We start from the raw sequence: 19,603 nt of genomic DNA on the forward strand, positions 1-19,603 counted from the left end.
TTCCGGCGGCGCACGCGATAGGACCGTCGACCGCCGGGGCGTCGTCCGCGACTCCCCGGCGGTCGACCGGGTCGCGGACGGTCAGCGCCGCGAGGGAGCGCGGACGGCCGCGGCGATCGTCGCGGTCAGCGCCTCCACGGAGCGCGCCGGGCTCCACGCCGCCGCGACGAGCGGCGCCTCCGCACGGAGTGCCGCGAGCCGGTCCGGATCGGTCAGGAGGTCCCGCAGGGCCTCCCCCAGCGCCGTGACGTCACCGGCGGGCACGAGCACACCTCCGCCGGCGCCGAGCACATCGCGGATGCCGTACCGCACGTCGTACGACACCACAGGGGTGCCGTGCAGCAGCGCCTCGACCACGCCGAGCGGCTGTCCCTCGAACGCGGTCGAGGTCACCAGGACGGACGCACGATCGAGCACGGTCGCCGGATCGGCGGTGTACCCGCAGAGCCGCACGCGCTCGGCGCCGTCGAGCTCGGCGATCAGCGCCGCCAGCCGCTGCTCCTCCGCACCCGTGCCCCAGATCTCCATCCGGGTGCCCGGCACGTCCGCCGCCAGGAAGGCGCGGATCGCGTGGTCGACGCGCTTGCCCGCCGCGAGTCGGCCCAGCACGACGACGAGGCCGTCCTCGCGCAGACTCTCCCGACGTTCCACGGGCTCGATGGGGTTCGGCACCACGACGTGGTTCGCGGAGGAGCCGAATCGCGCCACCACGTCGTCGCGCTGCGTGGCCGTCGGCCAGATCACCGCGTCGAAGCGGTCGGCCAGGCGGAACCACCGCGTCCAGAGCGTGTTCATGGGTGCGTCCGGCGTGTAGGGAGCCTCGACGTGCATGGTGTGGATGGGGTGCAGGATGCGCACGCGCGGGTCGCCCCAGTCGGCGACCAGTTCGCCGAGCTGACGCGATTCGCAGATCACGACGATCGGCCGGTCGCCCAGCGCCGCCGTGACGTGGTCGAGCCAGGCACCGTAGAGCCCGCGGAAGCCGTGCAACGCCCCGACGACCGCACCGCTCTCGTCGTGGACGAGGACGGGCTCGTCCGTGAGGTGCCAGTCCGGGTCGCCGGGGATCACCGGGAGGGCCACGAAGGGACGACCCTCCGGGTCCGCGAGCACCCGGTACTCCACGTCGGGGTCGGCCGTCACCGCGTCATCAGCCGCGTCCCGCAGCCAGGCGGCGGCTCCGCCCTCCGGGGCGACGGCCTCGTCGAAGAGGTTCCGCAGACGATCCGGGTCCGCGAGCGCGCCGCGGTCGGCGAACACGCGGCGATGCTCGGCGTGATCGGCGATCGTCCCCGGATCGAAGGTAAGCAGCTGCGGACCCCGGCCCTCGCCGGCGCCCGCTCCGGCGAGCAGCCGGGCTCGCGCGAGCGTCGCGATCGTGTACCCGCCGTCCAGCCCGGGGATCAGACGGCTGGACAGCACCAGGTACTCGGCGTCCGGGAGGACCGGTGCCGAGACCGGGGGCATCGCGCCCCCTACTCCCACTCGATCGTTCCCGGCGGCTTCGACGTGACGTCCAGCACGACCCGGTTGACGTCGCGGACGCCGTTGGTGATCCGGTTCGAGATCTTCGAGAGCACGTCGTACGGCAGACGGGTCCAGTCGGCGGTCATCGCGTCCTCGCTGGAGACCGGACGCAGCACGATCGGGTGGCCGTAGGTGCGGCCGTCGCCCTGCACGCCCACCGAGCGCACGTCGGCGAGGAGCACGACCGGGCACTGCCAGATCTCCTGGTCGAGGCCGGCCTTGGTCAGCTCCTCGCGGGCGATGGCGTCGGCCTCACGCAGGATCTCGAGACGGTCAGCGGTGACCTCACCGATGATCCGGATGCCGAGACCGGGCCCCGGAAACGGCTGACGCCCGACGATCGCCTCGGGGATGCCGAGCTCGCGGCCGATCGCGCGGACCTCGTCCTTGAACAGGGCCCGCAGCGGCTCGATGAGCTCGAAGTCGAGGTCGTCCGGAAGACCGCCCACGTTGTGGTGCGACTTGATGTTGGCGGTGCCCGCACCGCCGCCCGACTCCACCACGTCCGGGTAGAGCGTGCCCTGCACGAGGAACTTCACCGGGGCGCCGCCGTCGGCCTTCGCCTCCTCCACGAGGTCGAGCTGCACCTTCTCGAACGCGCGGATGAACTCGCGGCCGATGATCTTGCGCTTCTCCTCGGGGTCGGTCACGCCCTGGAGGTGACCGAGGAAGGTCTCCGCGGCGTCGACCGTGATGAGCCGCACACCGGTGGACTCGACGTAGTCCTTCTCGACCTGCTCGCGCTCGCCCTTGCGGAGGAGACCGTGGTCGACGAAGACGGCCGTGAGCTGGTCGCCGATGGCCTTGTGCACGAGAGCGGTCGAGACGGCGGAGTCCACGCCGCCGGACAGCGCGGAGATGACCCGGGCGTCGCCGACCTGCTCGCGGATGCGCTCGATCTGCTCGGCGATCACGTTGTCGGGGTTCCAGTCGGACGCGAGGCCCGCGCCCTTGTGGAGGAAGTTCTCGAGCACGCGCTGACCGTGATCCGAGTGCTTGACCTCCGGGTGCCACTGCACGCCGTAGAAGCCGCGCTCCTCGTTCGCGAAGGCGGCGACCTTCGTGGCCTCCGTCGTCGCGAGCACCTCGAAGCCCTCCGGTGCCTTCGCGACCTGGTCGCCATGGCTCATCCACACGTTCTGCTCGGTCGGCTGCCCGCTGAGCAGCGTGCCGCCGTCACCGGAGATGACGGCATCCGTGGCGCCGTACTCGCGGAGGCCGGTGTGCGCGACCTCGCCGCCGAGGGTCTGGGCCATGTACTGGAAGCCGTAGCAGATGCCGAGCGTGGGGACGCCGAGGTCGAAGACCGACGGGTCGAGCTTCGGCGCGCCCTCCTCGTACACCGACGAAGGTCCGCCGGAGAGGATGATCGCGACGGGGTTCTTGGCGGCGATCTCCTCGGCCGTGGCGGTGTGCGGCACGATCTCGCTGTAGACGCCGGCCTCGCGGACGCGGCGGGCGATGAGCTGCGCGTACTGGGCGCCGAAGTCGACGACGAGCGCGGGGCGCTGCTGGGTCTCGGACTGTTCGGTCAACGGACACCTTCCGGGGCGATCGCGGAGGCCTCGGCGGCCTCCCGGGTGGCGAGATAGGTCTTGACTTCACGGGCGACGATCGCCTCCATGAAGAACGACAGCAGCGGGATGACGCCGCCGAGGGCGAGGAGGATGAACCGGCGGAACGGCCAGCGCATCAGGCTCCACATGCGGAAGCACGCGAAGAGGTAGACGACGTAGAACCAGCCGTGGGCGACGAGGATGAACAGCGAGATGTTGAAGCCGTCCCCGAGGGAGGTCATCTCGCACGAGTTCGTCCACGGCGCGAACAGCGACCACCACTGGCAGTCCGGCCCCGCGATGACGCCGGCGAACCAGAGCGGGCCGCCCGATCCTCCGGCGAAGAGCTCGAGGTGGATCGGCGTGTACTTCAGCACCATCTCGGCGAGCAGCAGGAGCAGCATGACTCCCGTGATGATCGACGCGATCTGGTAGAACTTCAGCGCACCGCGGATCGCCGGAAAGCTGGCGACTTTCGGTTCGGGCATGCCCCCAGTCTAGTCGGCGGCGGGCGACGCCCCGACCCCGCGGAAACGACGGAGGCCGCCGGGTCTCCCCGACGGCCTCCGCCTCGTCATCCGCCGATCGGCATCAGAACCATCCGGTCAGGAGGTCCCACAGCCAGTCGACGATGTCCTTGATGATCCCGCCGATGCCGCCGGCGCGGTTGACGGTGACGGTGGCCGTGGCCTCGTCCCCGTCGGCCTGCGCCACCGCGACGGTGTACTTGCCGGGCTGGGCGTTCTTCGGCACCGTCACCGAGGTGCTGAAGGTGCCGTCCTGCCGGACCTGCACCGTGCCCACCTGGACGCCCTGGCCCTTCTTCGGCCGGAGCTCCACCGTGACGGTCTCGCCGGGCTGGTAGCCCTCGCCGGTGACGTCGAGCTTCTTGCCCGCGGCCACCTTCGAGGAGCCGAGCGCGATGGTCCCCGCGAACTCCTCCTCGCCGGCGATCGTGAACGGCACCTGCACCGTCGTGCCCGTCGCCGGGACCTCGACCGTGAGCTGCTGCTCGCCGAACACCCCGGACGGCACCGTGAAGGTGAGGGTGGCGCGGCCGCCCTCGTCGGTGGTGTCCACGATGGTCGGGTCGACCGTGCCGGCCGCGAGCTGGGTGTCGCCGAGCGACAGCGTGACCGCTCCCGGCGCCGCCTCACCACCGCTGAACGCCAGCGAGGAGAGCGAGACCGTCACCTGGTCGCCGGCGCGGTAGCCGTCGGCGTCCGCCGGACTGACGGTCACACCGACCGCACGCTGGGCGAGGTCCGGCGAGGCCGTCTTGTTCGCATCGAACCAGTCGACCATCGACTGGAGGTCGATCTTGCCGGTGTCCCGCTTGCCCGCCCCCTCCTTGAAGGTGGCGAAGTTGTCGCCGCCCGCCGCGAGGAAGGAGTTCGCCGCCACCGTGTACTCCCCGTTCGGGTCGATCGCGGTGCCGTTCAGCGTGATCGAGGTGATCCGCGAACCCGCGGCCGCCGTCGGGTCGTACGTGTAGACCAGACCCTCGGAGACGCCGAGCTTGAGGAACGGTCGGGCCGATCCGGCGGGTTGCCACTGCTCCTCCAGCACACCCTTCAGCTGCGTGCCGGTGAGGGTCAGCGTGACGAGCGTGTTGGCGAAGGGCTGGACGGTCGCCGCCTCCCGATAGGTGACGTTGCCGTCGGGGTCCTCGGGGTTGCTCGACGCGTAGGTCAGGTTGGCACGGATGCCACCGGGGTTCATGAGAGCGATGTCCGCACCCGTGGACCACTTCTGCACGTCGGCGACGAAGTTGCCGATGGTGGACTCGCCACCGCGGTTCTCCGAGCCGTTGGTCTGCCGCGCGCGGTTGAAGTCGGCGGTGATGTCGCCCACCTTGACCGCTCCCAGCACGTCGGCCTCCGCCTTCGCCTTGTCGACGATGGCCTGCACCTCCGGCACCGCCGGGTACAGCGGCTTGCCTGCGGACGTGAGGGGCTTGATCTCGTTGGTGATCGAGAGCAGCTCCTTCGTCTTCGGGTCGACCTGGATGTTCATGAGGCCGAGGTTCTCGCCGTACTGCCCCGCCGAGACGACCGGCCGGCCGTCGATGACGTGGTTATAGGCGAGGTGCGTGTGCGCCGAGACGATCGCGTCCACGTCGTCGTCGACTCCGTAGACGATCTCGCCCAGCGGCGAGTCCTCGGTGATCGCGGACAGCGCGGTGCTCTCCGCACCCTCGTGCACGAGCAGGATCACGACGTCCGCTTCGCCGTTGGCCGGGTCCCCGTCGCGCAGGTCGTCGGCCACGGCGTTCACGGAGTCGACGATGCTGCGCACCTCGAGATCCGCGATGCCTTCGGGCGAGACGAGCGAGTCGAGATCCTCCGTGACGGCGCCCACGAAGCCGACGCGCACGCCGTCGAGCTCCTTGACCCAGGCCGGGGCGAGCGCGGGCTCACCGGTCTCCGTGAGGAACACGTTCGAGGAGATGTACTCCCAGTCCGCGCGCTCCTGCACCCGGTCGCGCAGGTCTTCCCAGCCCTGATCGAACTCGTGGTTGCCCGCGGCGCTCACGTCCAGGCCGGCGGCGTTGAGCGCGTCGATGGTCGGGTTGTCGTCGTTGATGAAGGAGGTGAACGTCGACGCACCGATGAGGTCGCCGGCTCCGGCGAAGATCGTGTTCGGGTTCGCCGCACGGAACTGCTGCACCGCCCCCGCGAGCACGGCGGCGCCGGCCGCGGCCCCGTCGGCCTCGATACGGCCGTGGAAGTCGTTCACCGTCACGACGTCGATGTTCACCGGCGGGACCTCCGAGGAGACGCCGACGAGGATCGGGTCGTGGTCGCTGGACCGGTACGGGGTGCCCTCCTCGGTGGCGCCGAACGCGTAGCCGCGGTCGCTCCACTCCGGCGAGTTGATGCCCCACACACCGGCGCCCGTGATCGAGGAGACGAGCGACGGCGAGGCGATCACGTGGTCGAGCGAGCCGAGCTCCCCGTCGAACGTGTACGTGTACTGCCCTGCGGCCTTGTCGGCGGCCACGTCGCTCCACCCCTGCGAGGTGAACACGTCGATCGGGTCTTCCTGCCCGTAGGCGTTGAAGTCGCCGATCAGCAGCATGTCGCTGCTGCCGCTGCTCTCGGCCAGCTCATCCGTGAAGGCGAGGATGGCCTGCGCCTGCTTCACCCGGTCGGCGTTGAAGAACCCCTGGCCGTCGGCCGGCTCCGCGCCGGCACCCTGCGGCGGGGACTTCGACTTCAGGTGGTTGGCGACGACGGTGACGACGCGGCCGTCGATGTCGAACGCCTGCGCGATCGGCTCGCGGGCGTTGCCCCACACCGACTCGTCGGTGACGGTGGCGCTGTCGCCCACCGTGCTGACGGCGTCCTTCTTGAAGATGATCGCGTTGGTGATGTAGTCCGTCGTCGCCGGGTCCTGCAGCGCCTTCGGCGTGCGCACGTAGTCCCACACGTCCGAGCCCGCGTCGGCGTTGAGGCCGGCGACGAGATCCTTCAGGGCGGTGTCGACGGGCTTGCCGAGCTTGACCGAGTTCTCGATCTCCATCAGCGCCACGATCTCCGCGTCGAGGCCGTTGATGGCCGAGACGATCTTGGACTTCTGGATCGCGAACTGGGCGGCGTTCGCCGCACCGCGGGCGTCCGCGTTCTCGCTCTTCAGCGTCGTGAAGTAGTTGTAGACGTTGAACGACGCCACCTGCGCGTCGCCGCCCACCTCGGGGGCCTTCTCGGGGCGCGGGTTCGTCGGCTCGAAGGTGACCTTGCGCTCCGCCGGGGAGGCGTCGTCGATCGGGACGACCGGCTGCAGGCGCCAGTCGTCGAAGCCCCACTGGAGCACGTAGCCGTTGGACCCGAAGTCGACGGTGTCGCCGTTGCGGACCACCGTGTCCTCCGTGAAGTACGGCTGCTGGCCCGGGTGGCCGTTGTTGGTCACCTGGATGGACCAGGCGTCGTCGAGCAGGATGCGGTTGGCGCGGTTCTCGGCCGCGATGGCGGCCGCGTCGGCCCCGGGACGCGTGGTCTCGGTGCTCTTGACGTTGAGGTCGTCGCCGGCGTTCAGCCACAGCGCCCCGTAGTTGTACAGCTGGTGGCTCGACGCGAGCCGGTAGGTGCCGGTCGGGGCGACGTACATGTTCTCGTACTGCTCGCGGTCGGCACCGCGCACGGTGTCCGGGAGCGGCGTGAGGGCCGGCACGCCCACACCGGCGGTGACGACGGAGACGTCGGCCACCGCGGCGGGAGCGATCTGGGTCTGGCCGTAGTACTCGCTCACGGTGCCGGTCACCGAGACGAGGTCGCCGATCTCGAGCGTGGGCGCGAGCGCGTTCAGGAAGACGAAGACGCCATCCGAGGCGCCGGGAGTCGCGTCGGTCTCGCCGCCCGAACCCTGCGTCTGGATCACGATGCCCTTGTAGCCGCCCGTCCGGTGATCGGCGGTGACGACGCCCTCGACGCGGACGCGCTGTCCGGCCAGCGGCGAGACGTCGCCGGTGCCCTGGACCTCGGCGATCGTGGCGGTCGTGGGCTCCGTCCCCGGCTCCTCGCCCGGGTCGGTGCCGGGATCGGTGCCGCCGGAGTTCTGCGGGGTGATGGTCGCCGACAGCGCGAAGTCCGTCTTGTTGTCGTCCGCGTCCGCGCCGTCCGTGCGGTTCAGCGACCGGACGTCGGTGTTGCTCGTGGAGGCGGCGGCGGCCGCCGTCTCGAAGGTGTTCGAGGTGCCGTAGCCGAGGAGGTCGATCACGCCGTCGACGCCGACCGTCGAGCCGGGAGTCAGGGTGACCGCCGCGGTGCCCTCGACGAGGGCCAGCGTGCCGTTGGTGCCGCTCGGGCTCAGCGTCGTCGTGGCGTCGGGGGTCGGGAGGGCGGCGCCGTTGGTGCCGTTGCTGTTCCCCTGCACGAGGAAGTAGCCGCCCGCGGGGATCGTCCCCTTCAGCGGTGCGACGCCGTTGAAGGCGCCGGTCCCGGTCGCGGAGCGGTACTGCAGGGACAGGCCGTCCAGGGTGACGGGCGCCGTCGTCGGGTTGTACAGCTCCACGAACTTGTTCGTGAACGCCGCCCCGGCGCTGCCGCCGGACAGATACGCCTCGTTGATCACCACCCCGGTGCCGTCGGTGTTCGCCGACGCGGGCGCGGCCACCAGCGAGCCGAGGCTCAGGGCGGCGACGCACGTCGCGGCGAGAGCGCCCACGCGCCCTCGGATTCTGCGGTGCGAGACGGGGGTCAGGGTCTCCCCGTGCTCAGGAGCGGACATCATCGGTGCTGTCTCCTCGATCGTGTTCCGGCGCTGCTCAGGACGCTGTCATCGCACACATCGGGAACTCCCAGCGTGCGCACATGGAGCGAGCATACGGAGCGGTTCGGACATCCTCAACGGAGTTTTCCCATTGGTCACCGAGCGCTCACCGAATGGCCGCGACACCCCCTGACGAAGGTTCACACCGGGCCGACCCGACGCGCAGAAGCGCAGCATCCGACGCGCGGATGCGCAGCGGGTGTCAGGGAGCCGCGGAGCCCTGCGCCTCGTCGAACTCCTCCACCTCGCGCTCCCAGGCGTCCTTCGCCAGGCGGTACCAGAGGTAGAACGCGAAGCCGGCGAAGATGACCCACTCGGCGGCGTAGAACACGTTGAGCCAGTTGACCGGCGACTGCTCGTCGGGCGCCGGGGAGGCGATGTCCACGAGTCCCGCGGTCGCGGTCGTGGAGGCCAGGTAGGGACGGTAGACGTCGAGCTGCTCGGTGTCGTGCCAGCGGCTCAAGAGAGCGGCCGGCGACATCCGGTCCATCTGCTCCGGATCCGAGCGCGGAGGCACCGCCGGCCCCTCATCCGAGATGATGCGACCGGCGACGGGGACCACGCCGCCGTCCGCCTCGGCTTCGAGGCGCTCCACCGCGGCATCGGCGGCCTCGCGATCCGGCGCCCAGCCGATCGCCACCGCCAGCGAGACGCGCTCGTCGACGCGGAGCTGACCGGTGACCCAGTACCCCTCGGCGCCGTCGTTGAAGCGGCTGCCCACGACGAGGAAGTCTCCGGGGATCCAGACGCCCTCGGTCTCCACGCGCTGTCCGACGAGGGGCTCGGGCAGGTACTCCCCCGGCTCCACGACCTCGTCGAGCGGTCGGACCTGCTCGGTCGCCCCCGGCGCCGGAGGATCGGTCTCGATCGCCCGCTCCAGCTGCCACTGGCCGAGCCAGGCGAACACGCCGGCGACGACCAGGCACAGCAGCAGCATCGCGATCCAGCGTCCCCGCAGCATTACCTCACGGAGGGTCGGCGGGAAGGGAGCAGGTGCGGTCACGGTGATGCGGAGACCTCAGGCCTCGTACGGAGCCAGCACGACCTCCACCCGCTGGAACTCCTTGAGGTCGGAGTATCCGGTGGTGGCCATCGACTTGCGCAGCGCGCCGATGAGGTTCGCGGTGCCGTCGGCGACCGGAGCGGGGCCGTAGAGGATCTCCTCCAGCGTGCCGATGCCGCCCACCTCGACGCGTCGTCCGCGCGGGAGCTTGGGGTGGTGCGCCTCGGGACCCCAGTGGAACCCCTGGCCGGGGGCGTCCGTGGCACGGGCCAGGGCGACACCGAGCATGACCGCGTCGGCGCCCATGGCGAGCGCCTTCACGATGTCGCCCGAGGTGCCGACGCCGCCGTCGGCGATCACGTGCACGTAGCGCCCGCCGGACTCGTCGAGGTAGTCCCGACGCGCGGCCGCCACGTCCGACACCGCGGTCGCCATGGGGGCGTGGATGCCGAGGGTGGCACGGGTGGTGGACGCCGCACCGCCGCCGAAGCCCACGAGCACGCCGGCCGCGCCGGTGCGCATGAGGTGGAGCGCCGCGGTGTAGGTCGCCGCTCCGCCCACGATCACCGGAACGTCGAGGTCGTAGATGAACTTCTTGAGGTTCAGCGGCTCCGCCACGCTCGACACGTGCTCCGCGGAGACGGTCGTGCCGCGGATGACGAACAGGTCGACCCCGGCCGCGGCGACGGTGTCGTAGAACTCCTGCGTGCGCTGCGGAGTGAGGGAGCCGGCGACGGTGACGCCCGCCTCCCGGATCTCGGCGAGGCGGCGGGTGATGAGCTCGGGCTTGATGGGCTCGGAGTAGAGCTCCTGCATGCGCACGGTCGCCCGGTCCTCCGCGAGGCCCGCGATCTCGGCGAGCAGCGGCTCCGGGTCCTCGTAGCGGGTCCAGAGGCCCTCCAGATCGAGCACCCCCAGACCGCCGAGCTGCCCGAGCATGATCGCGGTGCGCGGGCTGACGACCGAGTCCATCGGCGCACCGAGCACCGGGATCTCGAAGCCGAAGGCGTCGATCGTCCACGCGGTGGACACGTCCTCCGGGTTGCGCGTGCGCCGCGAGGGCACCACCGCGATGTCGTCGAACGTGTACGCGCGACGCGCGCGCTTTCCTCGGCCGAGCTCGATCTCCATGGTCACCCGTCCAGCCTACCCGGCACCCGGCGGCCTCCGCGGCGGTCAGCGCGCACGCGCCACCCGCCGCTCGTCCCACACCGGCTCGTCGGACTCGTAGACCTCGCCGTCCGTGCCGAACACGAGGAACCGGTCGAAGGAGCGCGCGAACCACCGGTCGTGCGTGACCGCCACCACGGTGCCCTCGAAGCGTCCGAGCGCCTCCTCCAGCGCCTCGGCCGACTCCAGGTCGAGGTTGTCGGTGGGCTCGTCGAGGAGGAGCAGGGTCGCGCCGGAGAGCTCGAGCAGGAGCACCTGGAACCGCGCCTGCTGTCCGCCGGAGAGCGATTCGAACGGCTGCTGGGCCTGGCGGACGAGGCCGTATCTGTCCAGAGCCGAACTCGCCGCGTCGCGGGGCATCCCGTCACGGAGGTCGTCTCCCCGGTGCAGGATCTCGAGCAGGGTGCGACCGACGAACTCCGGGTGCGCGTGGGTCTGCGCGAAGAGCCCCGGCACCACGCGGGCGCCCAGCACCGCACGCCCCGTGTGCGCGACGGGACGGAGCTCCTCCGCGGCCGCGGTCACGTGCCCGAGGGACGGGTCCGGGTCGGTGCCACCGCGGGCCAGCAGCCGCAGGAAGTGCGACTTGCCCGAGCCGTTGGAGCCGAGCACGCCGACGCGGTCGCCGTACCAGATCTCGGTGTCGAACGGACGCATGAGGCCGGTCAGCTCCAGCCGCTCCGCGACGACGGCCCGCTTGCCGGTCCTGGCGCCGCGGAGGCGCATGTCGAACTCCTGCGCCGGGGGCCGCTCCTCGGGCGGGCCCGCCTTCTCGAACTTCCGCAGCCGCGTCTGCGCCGCCTGGTAGCGGGACGCGAAGCCGTCGTTCGCGGCCGCCTTGACCTTGAGGTTCGCGACGAGGACGCGGAGCTTCTCGTGCTGCTCGTCCCACCGCCGGCGCAGCTCATCGAGCCGATCCATCCGGTCGGTGCGCGCCTGGTGATAGGTGGCGAAGCTCCCGCCGTGCACCCAGGCGGTCGACCCCGCCGCGCCGGGCTCCAGCGTGATCAGCCGATCGGCGGCCCTGGCGAGGAGCTCGCGGTCGTGCGAGACCAGCAGCACGGTCTTGTCGGTGGCGCGCAGCCGCTCCTCGAGCCACCGCTTGGTCGGCACGTCGAGGTAGTTGTCCGGCTCGTCGAGCAGGAGCACCTCGTCCGGGCCGCGCAGCAGCGCTTCCAGGACGAGCCGCTTCTGCTCGCCGCCGGAGAGGGAGGTGAGCTCGCGGTAGCGCGCCCGCTCGAACGGCACGCCGAGCGCCGCCATGGTGCACTGGTCCCACACGGTCTCGTGCTCGTAGCCGCCGGCGTCCGCATACTCGGCGATCGCGGAGGCGTAGGCCATCTGGGTGTCGTGCTCGTCGCGGTCGATGAGGGCGTTCTCCGCGGCCTCCAGCGCCTCCGCGGCGGCACGGAGGCGGGTGGGAGCCACCCGCACGAGCAGCTCGTGCACGGTCTGGCCCGGCTCGCCGTGTCCGACGAACTGGTCCATGACGCCGAGTCCGCCGTCGATGGTCACGACCCCGTCGTCGGCCGGCTGCTCGCCGCGGATGATCCGCAGCAGCGTCGTCTTCCCCGCACCGTTCGGTCCGATGAGAGCACTCGTCGAGCCCGCCCCGACACGGAACGACACCTCGTCGAGAAGCGGTCTGCCATCGGGAAGCGTCAGCGAGATCCCGGATGCGTCGATGTACCCCACAGGCGTGGCCGTCCTTCCGCCCGCGGACAGCGAGCCGACCAGGCTATCAGTCCGCGGGGCTTCGCGACGACCGGGACGAGCTACGGTCGTAGCTGCTCGATGCGCCCGCCGTCGCCCCATGCCCGGTCCGCGGTCAGCACCGCCGCGTCCATCCGTTCGGCGAGCGCCAGGCACAACCGGTCTCCGAGAGAGAGCCCGGTGCCCCGGGCCCAGAGCGCTGCCGCCCTTTCCGCGTCGCGATGCGAGACGGGCTCGATCGTCAGACGATAGCTGAGGAGGAGTCCGGAGGCGATGCCCCAGTCGGCCCCGGCGGCGCGCACCTTCTGGGCCACCTCCGACCAGTTCGCCGCACCGATGACGCCGCCATCGAGAGCCTGCTCCACGCGGGCGGCACCGGGCTCGTCCTGAAGGAATGCCAGCACAGCCGACGCGTCGAGGACCGTCACGCCGCGTCGTCCTGCGCAGCGGCCGCGCGGCGCTCGGCGAGCAGAGCCTCCAGGACGCTCTGCCCCTCGAGCTGACTGCGGATGAGCGCCTTCGCCTGTTCGCGAGTGAGGAGGACGACGCCACCCTCCGCTTCGATCATCAGGAGGGGAACGCCCTGATCCCAGTGCTGCCGCGCGCGCAGCTCAGCCGGAATCACCAGACGGCCGCGGTCTCCCATCGGAGCGACGAAGGTGGTATCCATCAACCCACGATACCACTGCCCGTCCTCGCGTGGTCAGTCCGCGCGGCTGAGGGTCTGCAGCACCTCGGTCTTGGGAGCCGCCGGGAGGAAGAACCGGAACTCGGTACCCACCCCCTCCTCGCTGGTCACGTCCATGGACCCGCCGTGGGCCAGCACGATCGCCCGCGTGATCGTGAGCCCCAGCCCCACCCCCGGCACGGCGTTGCGGGTGGCCGTCGAGGCCCGGAAGAACCGGGTGAAGAGCATGCGCTGCTCGTCCTGTGGGATCCCGACCCCGGTGTCGGCGATGGCCACCTGCACCCCGCCGTCGAGGCGACGCACGGCGGCCGTCACCCGACCCCCGCGCGGGGTGAACTTGATGGCGTTCGAGAGGAGGTTGTCCACGGCCTGCCCGAGGCGACCGGGATCGACGAGCAGCGGGATCGGCTCGTCCCCGACCTGCAGGTCCAGCTCGATCCCCTCGCGCTGCGCGTGCGGTCCCGCCGAGGCCACGGCCGAACGCACGAGCGCCGCGACGTCCGCCTCGTCCCGTTCCAGGGGGAAGCGCCCCGACTCCACCTGCGCCGTGAAGAGCAGGTCGCCGACGAGGTTCAGCAGGCGTTTCGCGTTGCGCTCGATGATGCCGACGAACTCCTGCTGGTCCTCCGTCAGCGGCTGACCCGGATCGTTCTGCAGCAGGTCGAGGAAGCCGATGATCGCGCTCAGCGGCGTCCGCAGCTCATGGGAGATCATCCCCACGAACTCGTCCTTCATGCGCGCGACCTCGACGGCTCTCGTCTCATCGGTGAGCACGAACAGGTAGCCCTGCTGCGCGCCGGACGGATCCTTGTGCGGCGTCACGGTCACCCGGGCGGGTACCGTCGTGCCGCCCGCGGTCTTGACCTCGATGTCGCCGTCGACCGTGTTCCCCGCGTCCGCCTGGGCGAAGAGCTCGCAGAGGCCCTCCGGCACGTCCGCGCGCTCGTCGGGCGCACCGGGCACGCGCGGTGCGCGCGCGACCCCCTCGCGTGCGGCGGTGTCCTCGGCCAGCATGGTCAACGCCGACGACGAGAAGAAGCGATCGACACGTACGTCGTCGAGAGCCTCGTCGTGAGAGAGCCCGAGCAGGCGGACAGCCCCGGGGTTCCAGGCCGTGACGCGCCCCTCGCGATCGGTGCCGATCACGGCCTGCGCGGTGATCGACGCCCACAGGCCCTCGAACGAGTCGAGCAGCACGCGGTACTCGTGCTCCTTCTGCCGCAGCTGCACGATCATCGAGACGTTCTCGGACAGCGCCTTGGTCCGCTCCGTGACCAGCTCCTCCGCCTGCTGCACCCGCAGGCGCTGTTGCCGGGAGAGCTCGTTCACCACGGCCGCGACGGCCGCGAAGACGAGAGGACCGACGACGCCGCGGAGCCACACGACCGCGTTCGTCGGCGGTTCGATGACGTAGGGGATCAGGAGCGCGAGCGACGTGAACGCGCCGACGACGAAGACCCAGCGGATGCCGGGCGCCGCCGCGATCCAGATCACGGGGAGCAGCACGAGCGCGCTGAAGAGCGAGGCCGCCCCTCCCGTCCCCGCGCGGAAGAGCCCCAGTCCCAGGATGTCGACCATCGGGACCAGGAGCACGATCCAGCCCTCCCGGATGTGCAACGCGCTGAGCACTCCGGCGTGGAGCGTCGCGACGAGGACGATCGCGAGGCCGGCGAGGGCGAGGGTGAGATCGGTGAACGGCAGGCTGGGGATGGCCCAGGTCATCACGCCCGCGATCGCCGCGGCGACGAGCGTCGGGACCTGCTTGATGATCGGGTTCGGGTTGTCGACGACCCGGTACCAGCGGTTCTCGGCGCGCTCCAGCGGTGTCGCCCTCATCGCGGAACCCGTTCCACGGCGCGATGGAGGTCGGCCCCGGTGATCGGCTTCGGCAGGGCCGCGTCCGCCGGCGGGTACTCCGCGACATCCAGCACCGAGCTGACGATGAGGAAGCACTCCGGATAGCGTTCGTGGATCAGGCGGCAGCAGGCCTGCCCGGAGATGCCGGGCAGCAGCAGGTCCAGGACGGCGACCTGGGGGTCGATGTCCGGGAAGGCGGCGATGGCAGACTCCGCATCGGGCGCGACGAACACGTCGAAGCCCTCCCGGTCGAGGTACCGCCCCAGGAGGGTCGCCTGATCCGGAGCGTCCTCGACGACCAGGGCGAGCGGCCGTCCGGTCATCGCAGGAGCAGCTCTCGGACGACGACGATCACGACCACGACGACGAGGGAGATGAGCGCCTGCGGGATGAGGCGGCGCTCCTTCCGGGCGTCGGCCGCGATCTCCTCCACCTCGGCGTCGTGCGATGGTGCGTCGGTCATGAGTCGACCCGTCCGATCTTCTCGGTCTTGATCCAGGAGGCGTCCGCGCGACGCCACTCCTTGAGGTACGAGTCGGCGGTGATCGCGCACAGCAGCGATCCGTACCCGCAGACGTAGAGCAGCAGGCCCGCGAAGAAGCGTCCGGCCGGAAGCGGCTCGACCGCCCGCGCGAGCCAGATGCCGAGCATCGACACCGGCCCCCAGAGGGCGAACGCCATCAGCCACAGCACCCGCGTCTGCTCCGTCGACTCCTGCCCCGCCGCGCCGATCAGACCGTCCAGGGCCCAGGGGAACAGCGCCAGGGCCATGAGGATCAGCGCCCCGAGCCCTGGGAACATGATCGCCTCGCGCCAGGACTGCCGCCCGATGCGCGGATCGAGCTGGACGGAGTAGAGCATCGAGAAGATGTAGATGGCCGCCGCGGCGATCCACATGAACCGGAACACGAACTCCGCGACGTCGCTGTGCAGGAGCAGGAGGACGATCATCGCGGTGGCGGCGAGGAGCAGGAGCGCCGGCATCAGCAGGATCGTGAACCAGGCCAGCCCGAAGGGGATGCTGCCCAGGTTGTGGTCGCGACTCGGACGGAACCAGAGCTTCTTGTAGATCGAGGTGAGCTGCACGTTGCCGCGCGCCCAGCGCAGCCGCTGCTTCCAGAGACTGTCGATCGTCCGCGGCTCCTCGGCGAGCACCACGGCGTGCGGTTCGAACACCATCCGGCGGCCGTGGAGCTGACTCTCGAAGGTCGTCATGGTGTCCTCGGCGAGCGTGCCCGTCGGGATGCGTCCGCCGATCGCCTCGAGGTTCGCGCGGGAATGCAGCTGGGCGCCCCCGGCGAGGCAGGCGATCGCTCCCCCGACGTTCTGCGTGCGCCGTGCCGAGAGCTGGCCGATGACGTACTCGATCGCGATGAACCGGGTGAGGTAGTTGCGGTCCCTGCTGCCCTCCGCGATGTAGGCCGTGACGGCCCCGACCTCCTCGTCCGCGAGGTGCCGGGTGAGCTTGCGCAGGGAGTTGCGCGCGAAGATCACGTCGGCGTCCATGATGAGCACCGCCTCGGTCCACGGGTCGGCGAGCACGACGTCGAGGCCGTGGTTCAGCGTGTGCGCCTTGCCTTCGCCACCCTTCTCGCGTCGCAGGTGGACGACCCGCCCCGGATAGGTCGCCGCCTTCTGCTGCACGATGGCCGGGGTGTCGTCCGTGGAGGCGTCGTCGACGACGAAGACACGGAGGCGCTCGGCGGGGTACTCGAGCTGGAGCAGCCGCTCGATCGCGGGGCCGATGACGAGGCCCTCGTTCCATGCCGGGATGACCACGGCCACGTTCGGGTGGTACGGGGCGGCCTTGCCGTAGTGATTGCGGAAGGCGTGCAGCGGCAGCATGAGGAACTGCAGACCGGTGTTGACGACCGGCAGCGTGCCGATCAGCACGCAGAGGAGGAGGATGACGACGACGACCGTCTCGATCCAGGTCAGTTCGGGCATCAGCGTCCTTCCGTCCCGGTGAGCAGCGGGACGATGCGGGAATACCGGCCGACGTCTGCGGCCACGTGGCTGTCGGTGGAGGCCACGATGCCGGCGCCCGCGCGCTCCAGGGCGTTCAGCGCCTCCGCCCCGGGGCACACCCATTTCTCGTTGACCTCGACGAGCGTGTCCGTCTCGGCGGCGGCTCGCGCCCACGCGTCGAGGCGCTCGCCCCCGAGCTCCTCCTCCGCGAGGCCGATCTTCGGCAGGATCGAGAAGCAGTGCGCGAGCTGGTTGCCCGGATGGCGGCGCATGGTGGCGATGACGGCGTCCACGAACTGGTCGAGGACGTCGGCCGGCGCCCAGCCCGCGGCGATGCGCTCGCGGACCGCGGTGGGTCCGAGCGGCCCGTCCACGCCGGGGAACTGATGATCGGCGATGAGGATCCGGTCGATGCCCGCCGGAAGCGCCGGGATGTCGAGCGCGCCCGAGGCGTCGAGGATCTTCGCCTCCACTCCGGTGAGCACGGTCAGCCCGTCCGGGACGGACAGGCCGCGGACGGCGGCGAGGTACTCCGGCACCCAGGTCGTGCCCTGCCGCACGTGGTCGACGAGACGGACGGTGTCGAGACCGACGGCCGCAGCCGCGGCGACGTTCTCCTCCAGGGTGGAGACCGCGTCGTCGGAGAACGTGGAGTGGACGTGGTGGTCTCCGCGCAGGGCGGGATGACTCACAGCTCCTCCTGGTGACCGGCGTGCGCCGACACGAGCACGTCGTCGACCTCGACGATCACGTCCTCCAGGAAGCGCACGGAGGCGACCTCACGGAAGGGCACCTGCACCGGGATCTCCCGGCCGAGGAAGAGATCGGCGACGAGCGACGGGATGTCGACCCCGGCGGCGATCGTCAGCGGGAGCGCCCCGGGGAAGCGCGGGTTGACCTCGAGCAGCACGGCCCGCCCGTCCCGGTCGCGGCGGAGCTGCACGTTGGCGACGCCGACGAGGCCGATCGCCCGCGCGATAGCGGCGGCGGTCTCCTCGAGCTCGGGGTCGCGGAGGGTGCGGCCGGCGATCGCGACCCCGGAGTCCACCCGGGCACGGGTGCGCGGCACCGCCGCGACCACGCCACCGGAGGCGTCGGCGATCACATCGACCGAGTACTCCTCGCCGGGGAGGAAGTCCTGCACGATCAGCCCCTCATCCGTGGGGAGGGCGGCGAGCGCCTCCGCGTCGGGGACGAGGCGCACGCCGCGGCTGCCCGCCCCCTGCCGGGGCTTGGCGAACACGGGGAACTCCCACGCGACCTCCGCGGCATCCGGGCCGGCGAGCACGGTGCGCGGCACACGACCGGTCGGCGCGCAGCGCGCCGCGAGGGCGAGCTTGTCGAGGGCGGTGTGCAGCGTGTCGGCGGGCGGCGCGGCGAGGACCGCGGGGGCCAGCTCGTCCCGGCGGTCCGCGAGCGCGATCAGCTCCACGTCGACGGTGGAGACCACGAGGTCGAGACCGTCCTCGGCGACCATCCGCGCGATCGCCGGCACGAAGTCCGCGTCCCGCCCCGGGGGAACCAGACGACGCTGCGCCGGCGGGACGAGGTAGATGCCGCTCGCCCAGCCGTCCATGTCGGCCGCGAAGACCGTCAGATCGGACCGGCGCAGCAGGGAGCGGATCACCGCGACTCCGGCGGGGCCCCCGGCTCCGGTGACCAGTACGCGCTTCGTCATCAGCTCTCCCGTCGGGTCAGTTCATGGGCGCCGATGAACTCGGCGGTCTCGCGCACGACCTCCAGCGGCTCGACGGCCACGCCGCCGCCGAACCGCGACCAGTAGCGGGCGGTGGCCGTGACGAACTCCGGCGCGAGGTACTCCCGGTTCGCGGCGGCCTGGGACTGGAAGCACTCCAGCAGCCGCAGCTTGTCGTCGAGGAAGCGGTCGATGCGGACGAAGCGCGTGGGCCGGTAGTCGATGGTCGCGGAAGGGCTCTGGTAGCACGCGACCGTGCCGACGCGGCGCGTCGCGACGATCGTCGCCTCGTTCACCGCGCGGTGATCCTGGTGGCGGTCATGGTGCGAGTGCGTGTAGACGATGGTCGGCTGGATCTCCTGCACGACCTCCTCGATGAGGCGGACGGTCGACCCGCCACCGGAGATCTCGGTGTCGACCAGGTCTTTCACGAACAGCCGGGCGCCCACCTGCTCGGCGGCGGCGAGGGACTCGTGCTGGCGGCTGTCCGCATCACCGCCGCGCGCACCGCGGGAGAGCGTGAGGATGGTGATGCGATCGCCGGCGGCCGCATGGGCTGCGAGGATGCCGCCGACACCGATCTCGACGTCGTCCGGGTGCGCTCCGATCGCGAGGACGACCTCACCGGTCTTCGCCTCCGCTGTCCGGCGCCGGGACTCCTCGACGAGCCGGGTGACCGACTCCACGAGCCGGGCGTTGTCGAGCGGCTTGGTGAGGAACTCGTCGGCCTGCGCCCGGAGCGCGGAGACGGCGTACTCGACCGAGACGTGCGCCGTCATGACGATGACCGGCACGGTGGGCATGAGGCGGCGCAGCTCCGCGAGGAGCTCCAGGCCGCTGAGTCCCGGCATCTCGATGTCGGTGACGACGACGTCGGGTTTCACCGCCGCAGCTTTCTCGAGCGCCGACCGGCCGTCGTCCGCGAGATCGACGACGCAGCCCGCACGCCTTTCCAGGACGGTCTTCACGAGCAGGGCGACGTCGTGGTCGTCGTCGACGACGAGGATGCGAGGGGGGACCTCAGCCATGTACAGCTCTCCTTGGGGAGATTCCCTGCCGAGGGGATTCGGCGGTGCGACCGCGGTGCCTTCATCACCGGGCCGCAGGGAAAGTCGAGCGGGGTACGTCGATTCTGGCACAGGGCTCCACCCCCG

At 71.0% G+C, this 19,603-nt stretch carries 16 protein-coding genes; all 16 read right to left on the minus strand.

Annotated elements, in window-relative coordinates; genetic code table 11:
- Nucleotides 1-81 precede the first annotated feature (81 nt).
- The 16 genes from D8M34_RS13920 to D8M34_RS13990 all read right to left on the minus strand — a co-directional run bounded on the left by D8M34_RS13920 (nucleotide 82) and on the right by D8M34_RS13990 (nucleotide 19,477).
- On the minus strand, nucleotides 82-1,467 hold the full coding sequence (locus D8M34_RS13920) for a glycosyltransferase (protein ID WP_126894300.1): 1,386 nt from the start codon (nucleotides 1,465-1,467) through the stop codon (nucleotides 82-84).
- A gap of 8 nt (nucleotides 1,468-1,475) precedes the next feature.
- A complete protein-coding gene (guaA, locus tag D8M34_RS13925; RefSeq protein ID WP_062635878.1) occupies nucleotides 1,476-3,062 on the minus strand; it encodes a glutamine-hydrolyzing GMP synthase in 1,587 nt (528 codons plus the stop codon).
- Nucleotides 3,059-3,571, minus strand: coding sequence for a DUF3817 domain-containing protein (locus D8M34_RS13930; RefSeq protein ID WP_062635876.1), 513 nt, complete (start codon nucleotides 3,569-3,571; stop codon nucleotides 3,059-3,061). The genes guaA and D8M34_RS13930 overlap by 4 nt, the downstream gene beginning before the upstream one ends.
- 103 nt (nucleotides 3,572-3,674) lie before the next feature.
- Nucleotides 3,675-8,315 carry an ExeM/NucH family extracellular endonuclease gene (locus D8M34_RS13935; RefSeq protein ID WP_126894301.1) on the minus strand — a complete coding sequence of 1,547 codons (4,641 nt, stop codon included), beginning with the start codon at nucleotides 8,313-8,315 and terminating at the stop codon, nucleotides 3,675-3,677.
- A gap of 241 nt (nucleotides 8,316-8,556) precedes the next feature.
- Nucleotides 8,557-9,315, minus strand: coding sequence for an SURF1 family protein (locus D8M34_RS13940; protein ID WP_102208394.1), 759 nt, complete (start codon nucleotides 9,313-9,315; stop codon nucleotides 8,557-8,559).
- Nucleotides 9,316-9,372: 57 nt separating this feature from the next.
- Nucleotides 9,373-10,488 carry a GuaB3 family IMP dehydrogenase-related protein gene (locus tag D8M34_RS13945; RefSeq protein ID WP_025103746.1) on the minus strand — a complete coding sequence of 372 codons (1,116 nt, stop codon included), beginning with the start codon at nucleotides 10,486-10,488 and terminating at the stop codon, nucleotides 9,373-9,375.
- Between the two features lie 45 nt (nucleotides 10,489-10,533).
- Nucleotides 10,534-12,222: an ABC-F family ATP-binding cassette domain-containing protein gene (locus D8M34_RS13950; RefSeq protein WP_126894302.1), complete on the minus strand. Its 1,689-nt coding sequence runs from the start codon at nucleotides 12,220-12,222 to the stop codon at nucleotides 10,534-10,536.
- Between the two features lie 80 nt (nucleotides 12,223-12,302).
- The gene (locus D8M34_RS13955) at nucleotides 12,303-12,668 is read right to left on the minus strand and encodes a type II toxin-antitoxin system VapC family toxin (RefSeq protein ID WP_025103744.1); all 366 of its coding nucleotides are present in this window, start codon (nucleotides 12,666-12,668) and stop codon (nucleotides 12,303-12,305) included.
- On the minus strand, nucleotides 12,665-12,910 hold the full coding sequence (locus D8M34_RS13960; RefSeq protein ID WP_025103743.1) for an AbrB/MazE/SpoVT family DNA-binding domain-containing protein: 246 nt from the start codon (nucleotides 12,908-12,910) through the stop codon (nucleotides 12,665-12,667). Before D8M34_RS13960 ends, D8M34_RS13955 begins: the two co-directional genes overlap by 4 nt.
- 33 nt (nucleotides 12,911-12,943) lie before the next feature.
- Nucleotides 12,944-14,764 (minus strand): sensor histidine kinase, encoded by a 1,821-nt coding sequence (locus D8M34_RS13965; RefSeq protein WP_126894303.1) that lies wholly within the window; start codon nucleotides 14,762-14,764, stop codon nucleotides 12,944-12,946.
- Nucleotides 14,761-15,108, minus strand: a complete 348-nt coding sequence (locus D8M34_RS13970; protein WP_025103741.1) for a response regulator — start codon at nucleotides 15,106-15,108, stop codon at nucleotides 14,761-14,763. Before D8M34_RS13970 ends, D8M34_RS13965 begins: the two co-directional genes overlap by 4 nt.
- Nucleotides 15,105-15,248, minus strand: a complete 144-nt coding sequence (locus tag D8M34_RS19210) for a hypothetical protein (RefSeq protein WP_153245005.1) — start codon at nucleotides 15,246-15,248, stop codon at nucleotides 15,105-15,107. Before D8M34_RS19210 ends, D8M34_RS13970 begins: the two co-directional genes overlap by 4 nt.
- Nucleotides 15,245-16,732 (minus strand): glycosyltransferase family 2 protein, encoded by a 1,488-nt coding sequence (locus D8M34_RS13975; RefSeq protein WP_025103740.1) that lies wholly within the window; start codon nucleotides 16,730-16,732, stop codon nucleotides 15,245-15,247. The genes D8M34_RS19210 and D8M34_RS13975 overlap by 4 nt, the downstream gene beginning before the upstream one ends.
- Nucleotides 16,732-17,445 carry a PHP domain-containing protein gene (locus D8M34_RS13980; protein ID WP_025103739.1) on the minus strand — a complete coding sequence of 238 codons (714 nt, stop codon included), beginning with the start codon at nucleotides 17,443-17,445 and terminating at the stop codon, nucleotides 16,732-16,734. Before D8M34_RS13980 ends, D8M34_RS13975 begins: the two co-directional genes overlap by 1 nt.
- A complete protein-coding gene (locus tag D8M34_RS13985) occupies nucleotides 17,442-18,431 on the minus strand; it encodes an ATP-grasp domain-containing protein (RefSeq protein ID WP_085606880.1) in 990 nt (329 codons plus the stop codon). Before D8M34_RS13985 ends, D8M34_RS13980 begins: the two co-directional genes overlap by 4 nt.
- Nucleotides 18,431-19,477, minus strand: coding sequence for a response regulator (locus D8M34_RS13990; RefSeq protein WP_025103737.1), 1,047 nt, complete (start codon nucleotides 19,475-19,477; stop codon nucleotides 18,431-18,433). Before D8M34_RS13990 ends, D8M34_RS13985 begins: the two co-directional genes overlap by 1 nt.
- Between the last annotated feature and the right edge of the window lie 126 nt (nucleotides 19,478-19,603).

It is taken from the genome of Microbacterium sp. HSID17254, from assembly GCF_003989315.1.
Taxonomy (GTDB): domain Bacteria; phylum Actinomycetota; class Actinomycetes; order Actinomycetales; family Microbacteriaceae; genus Microbacterium.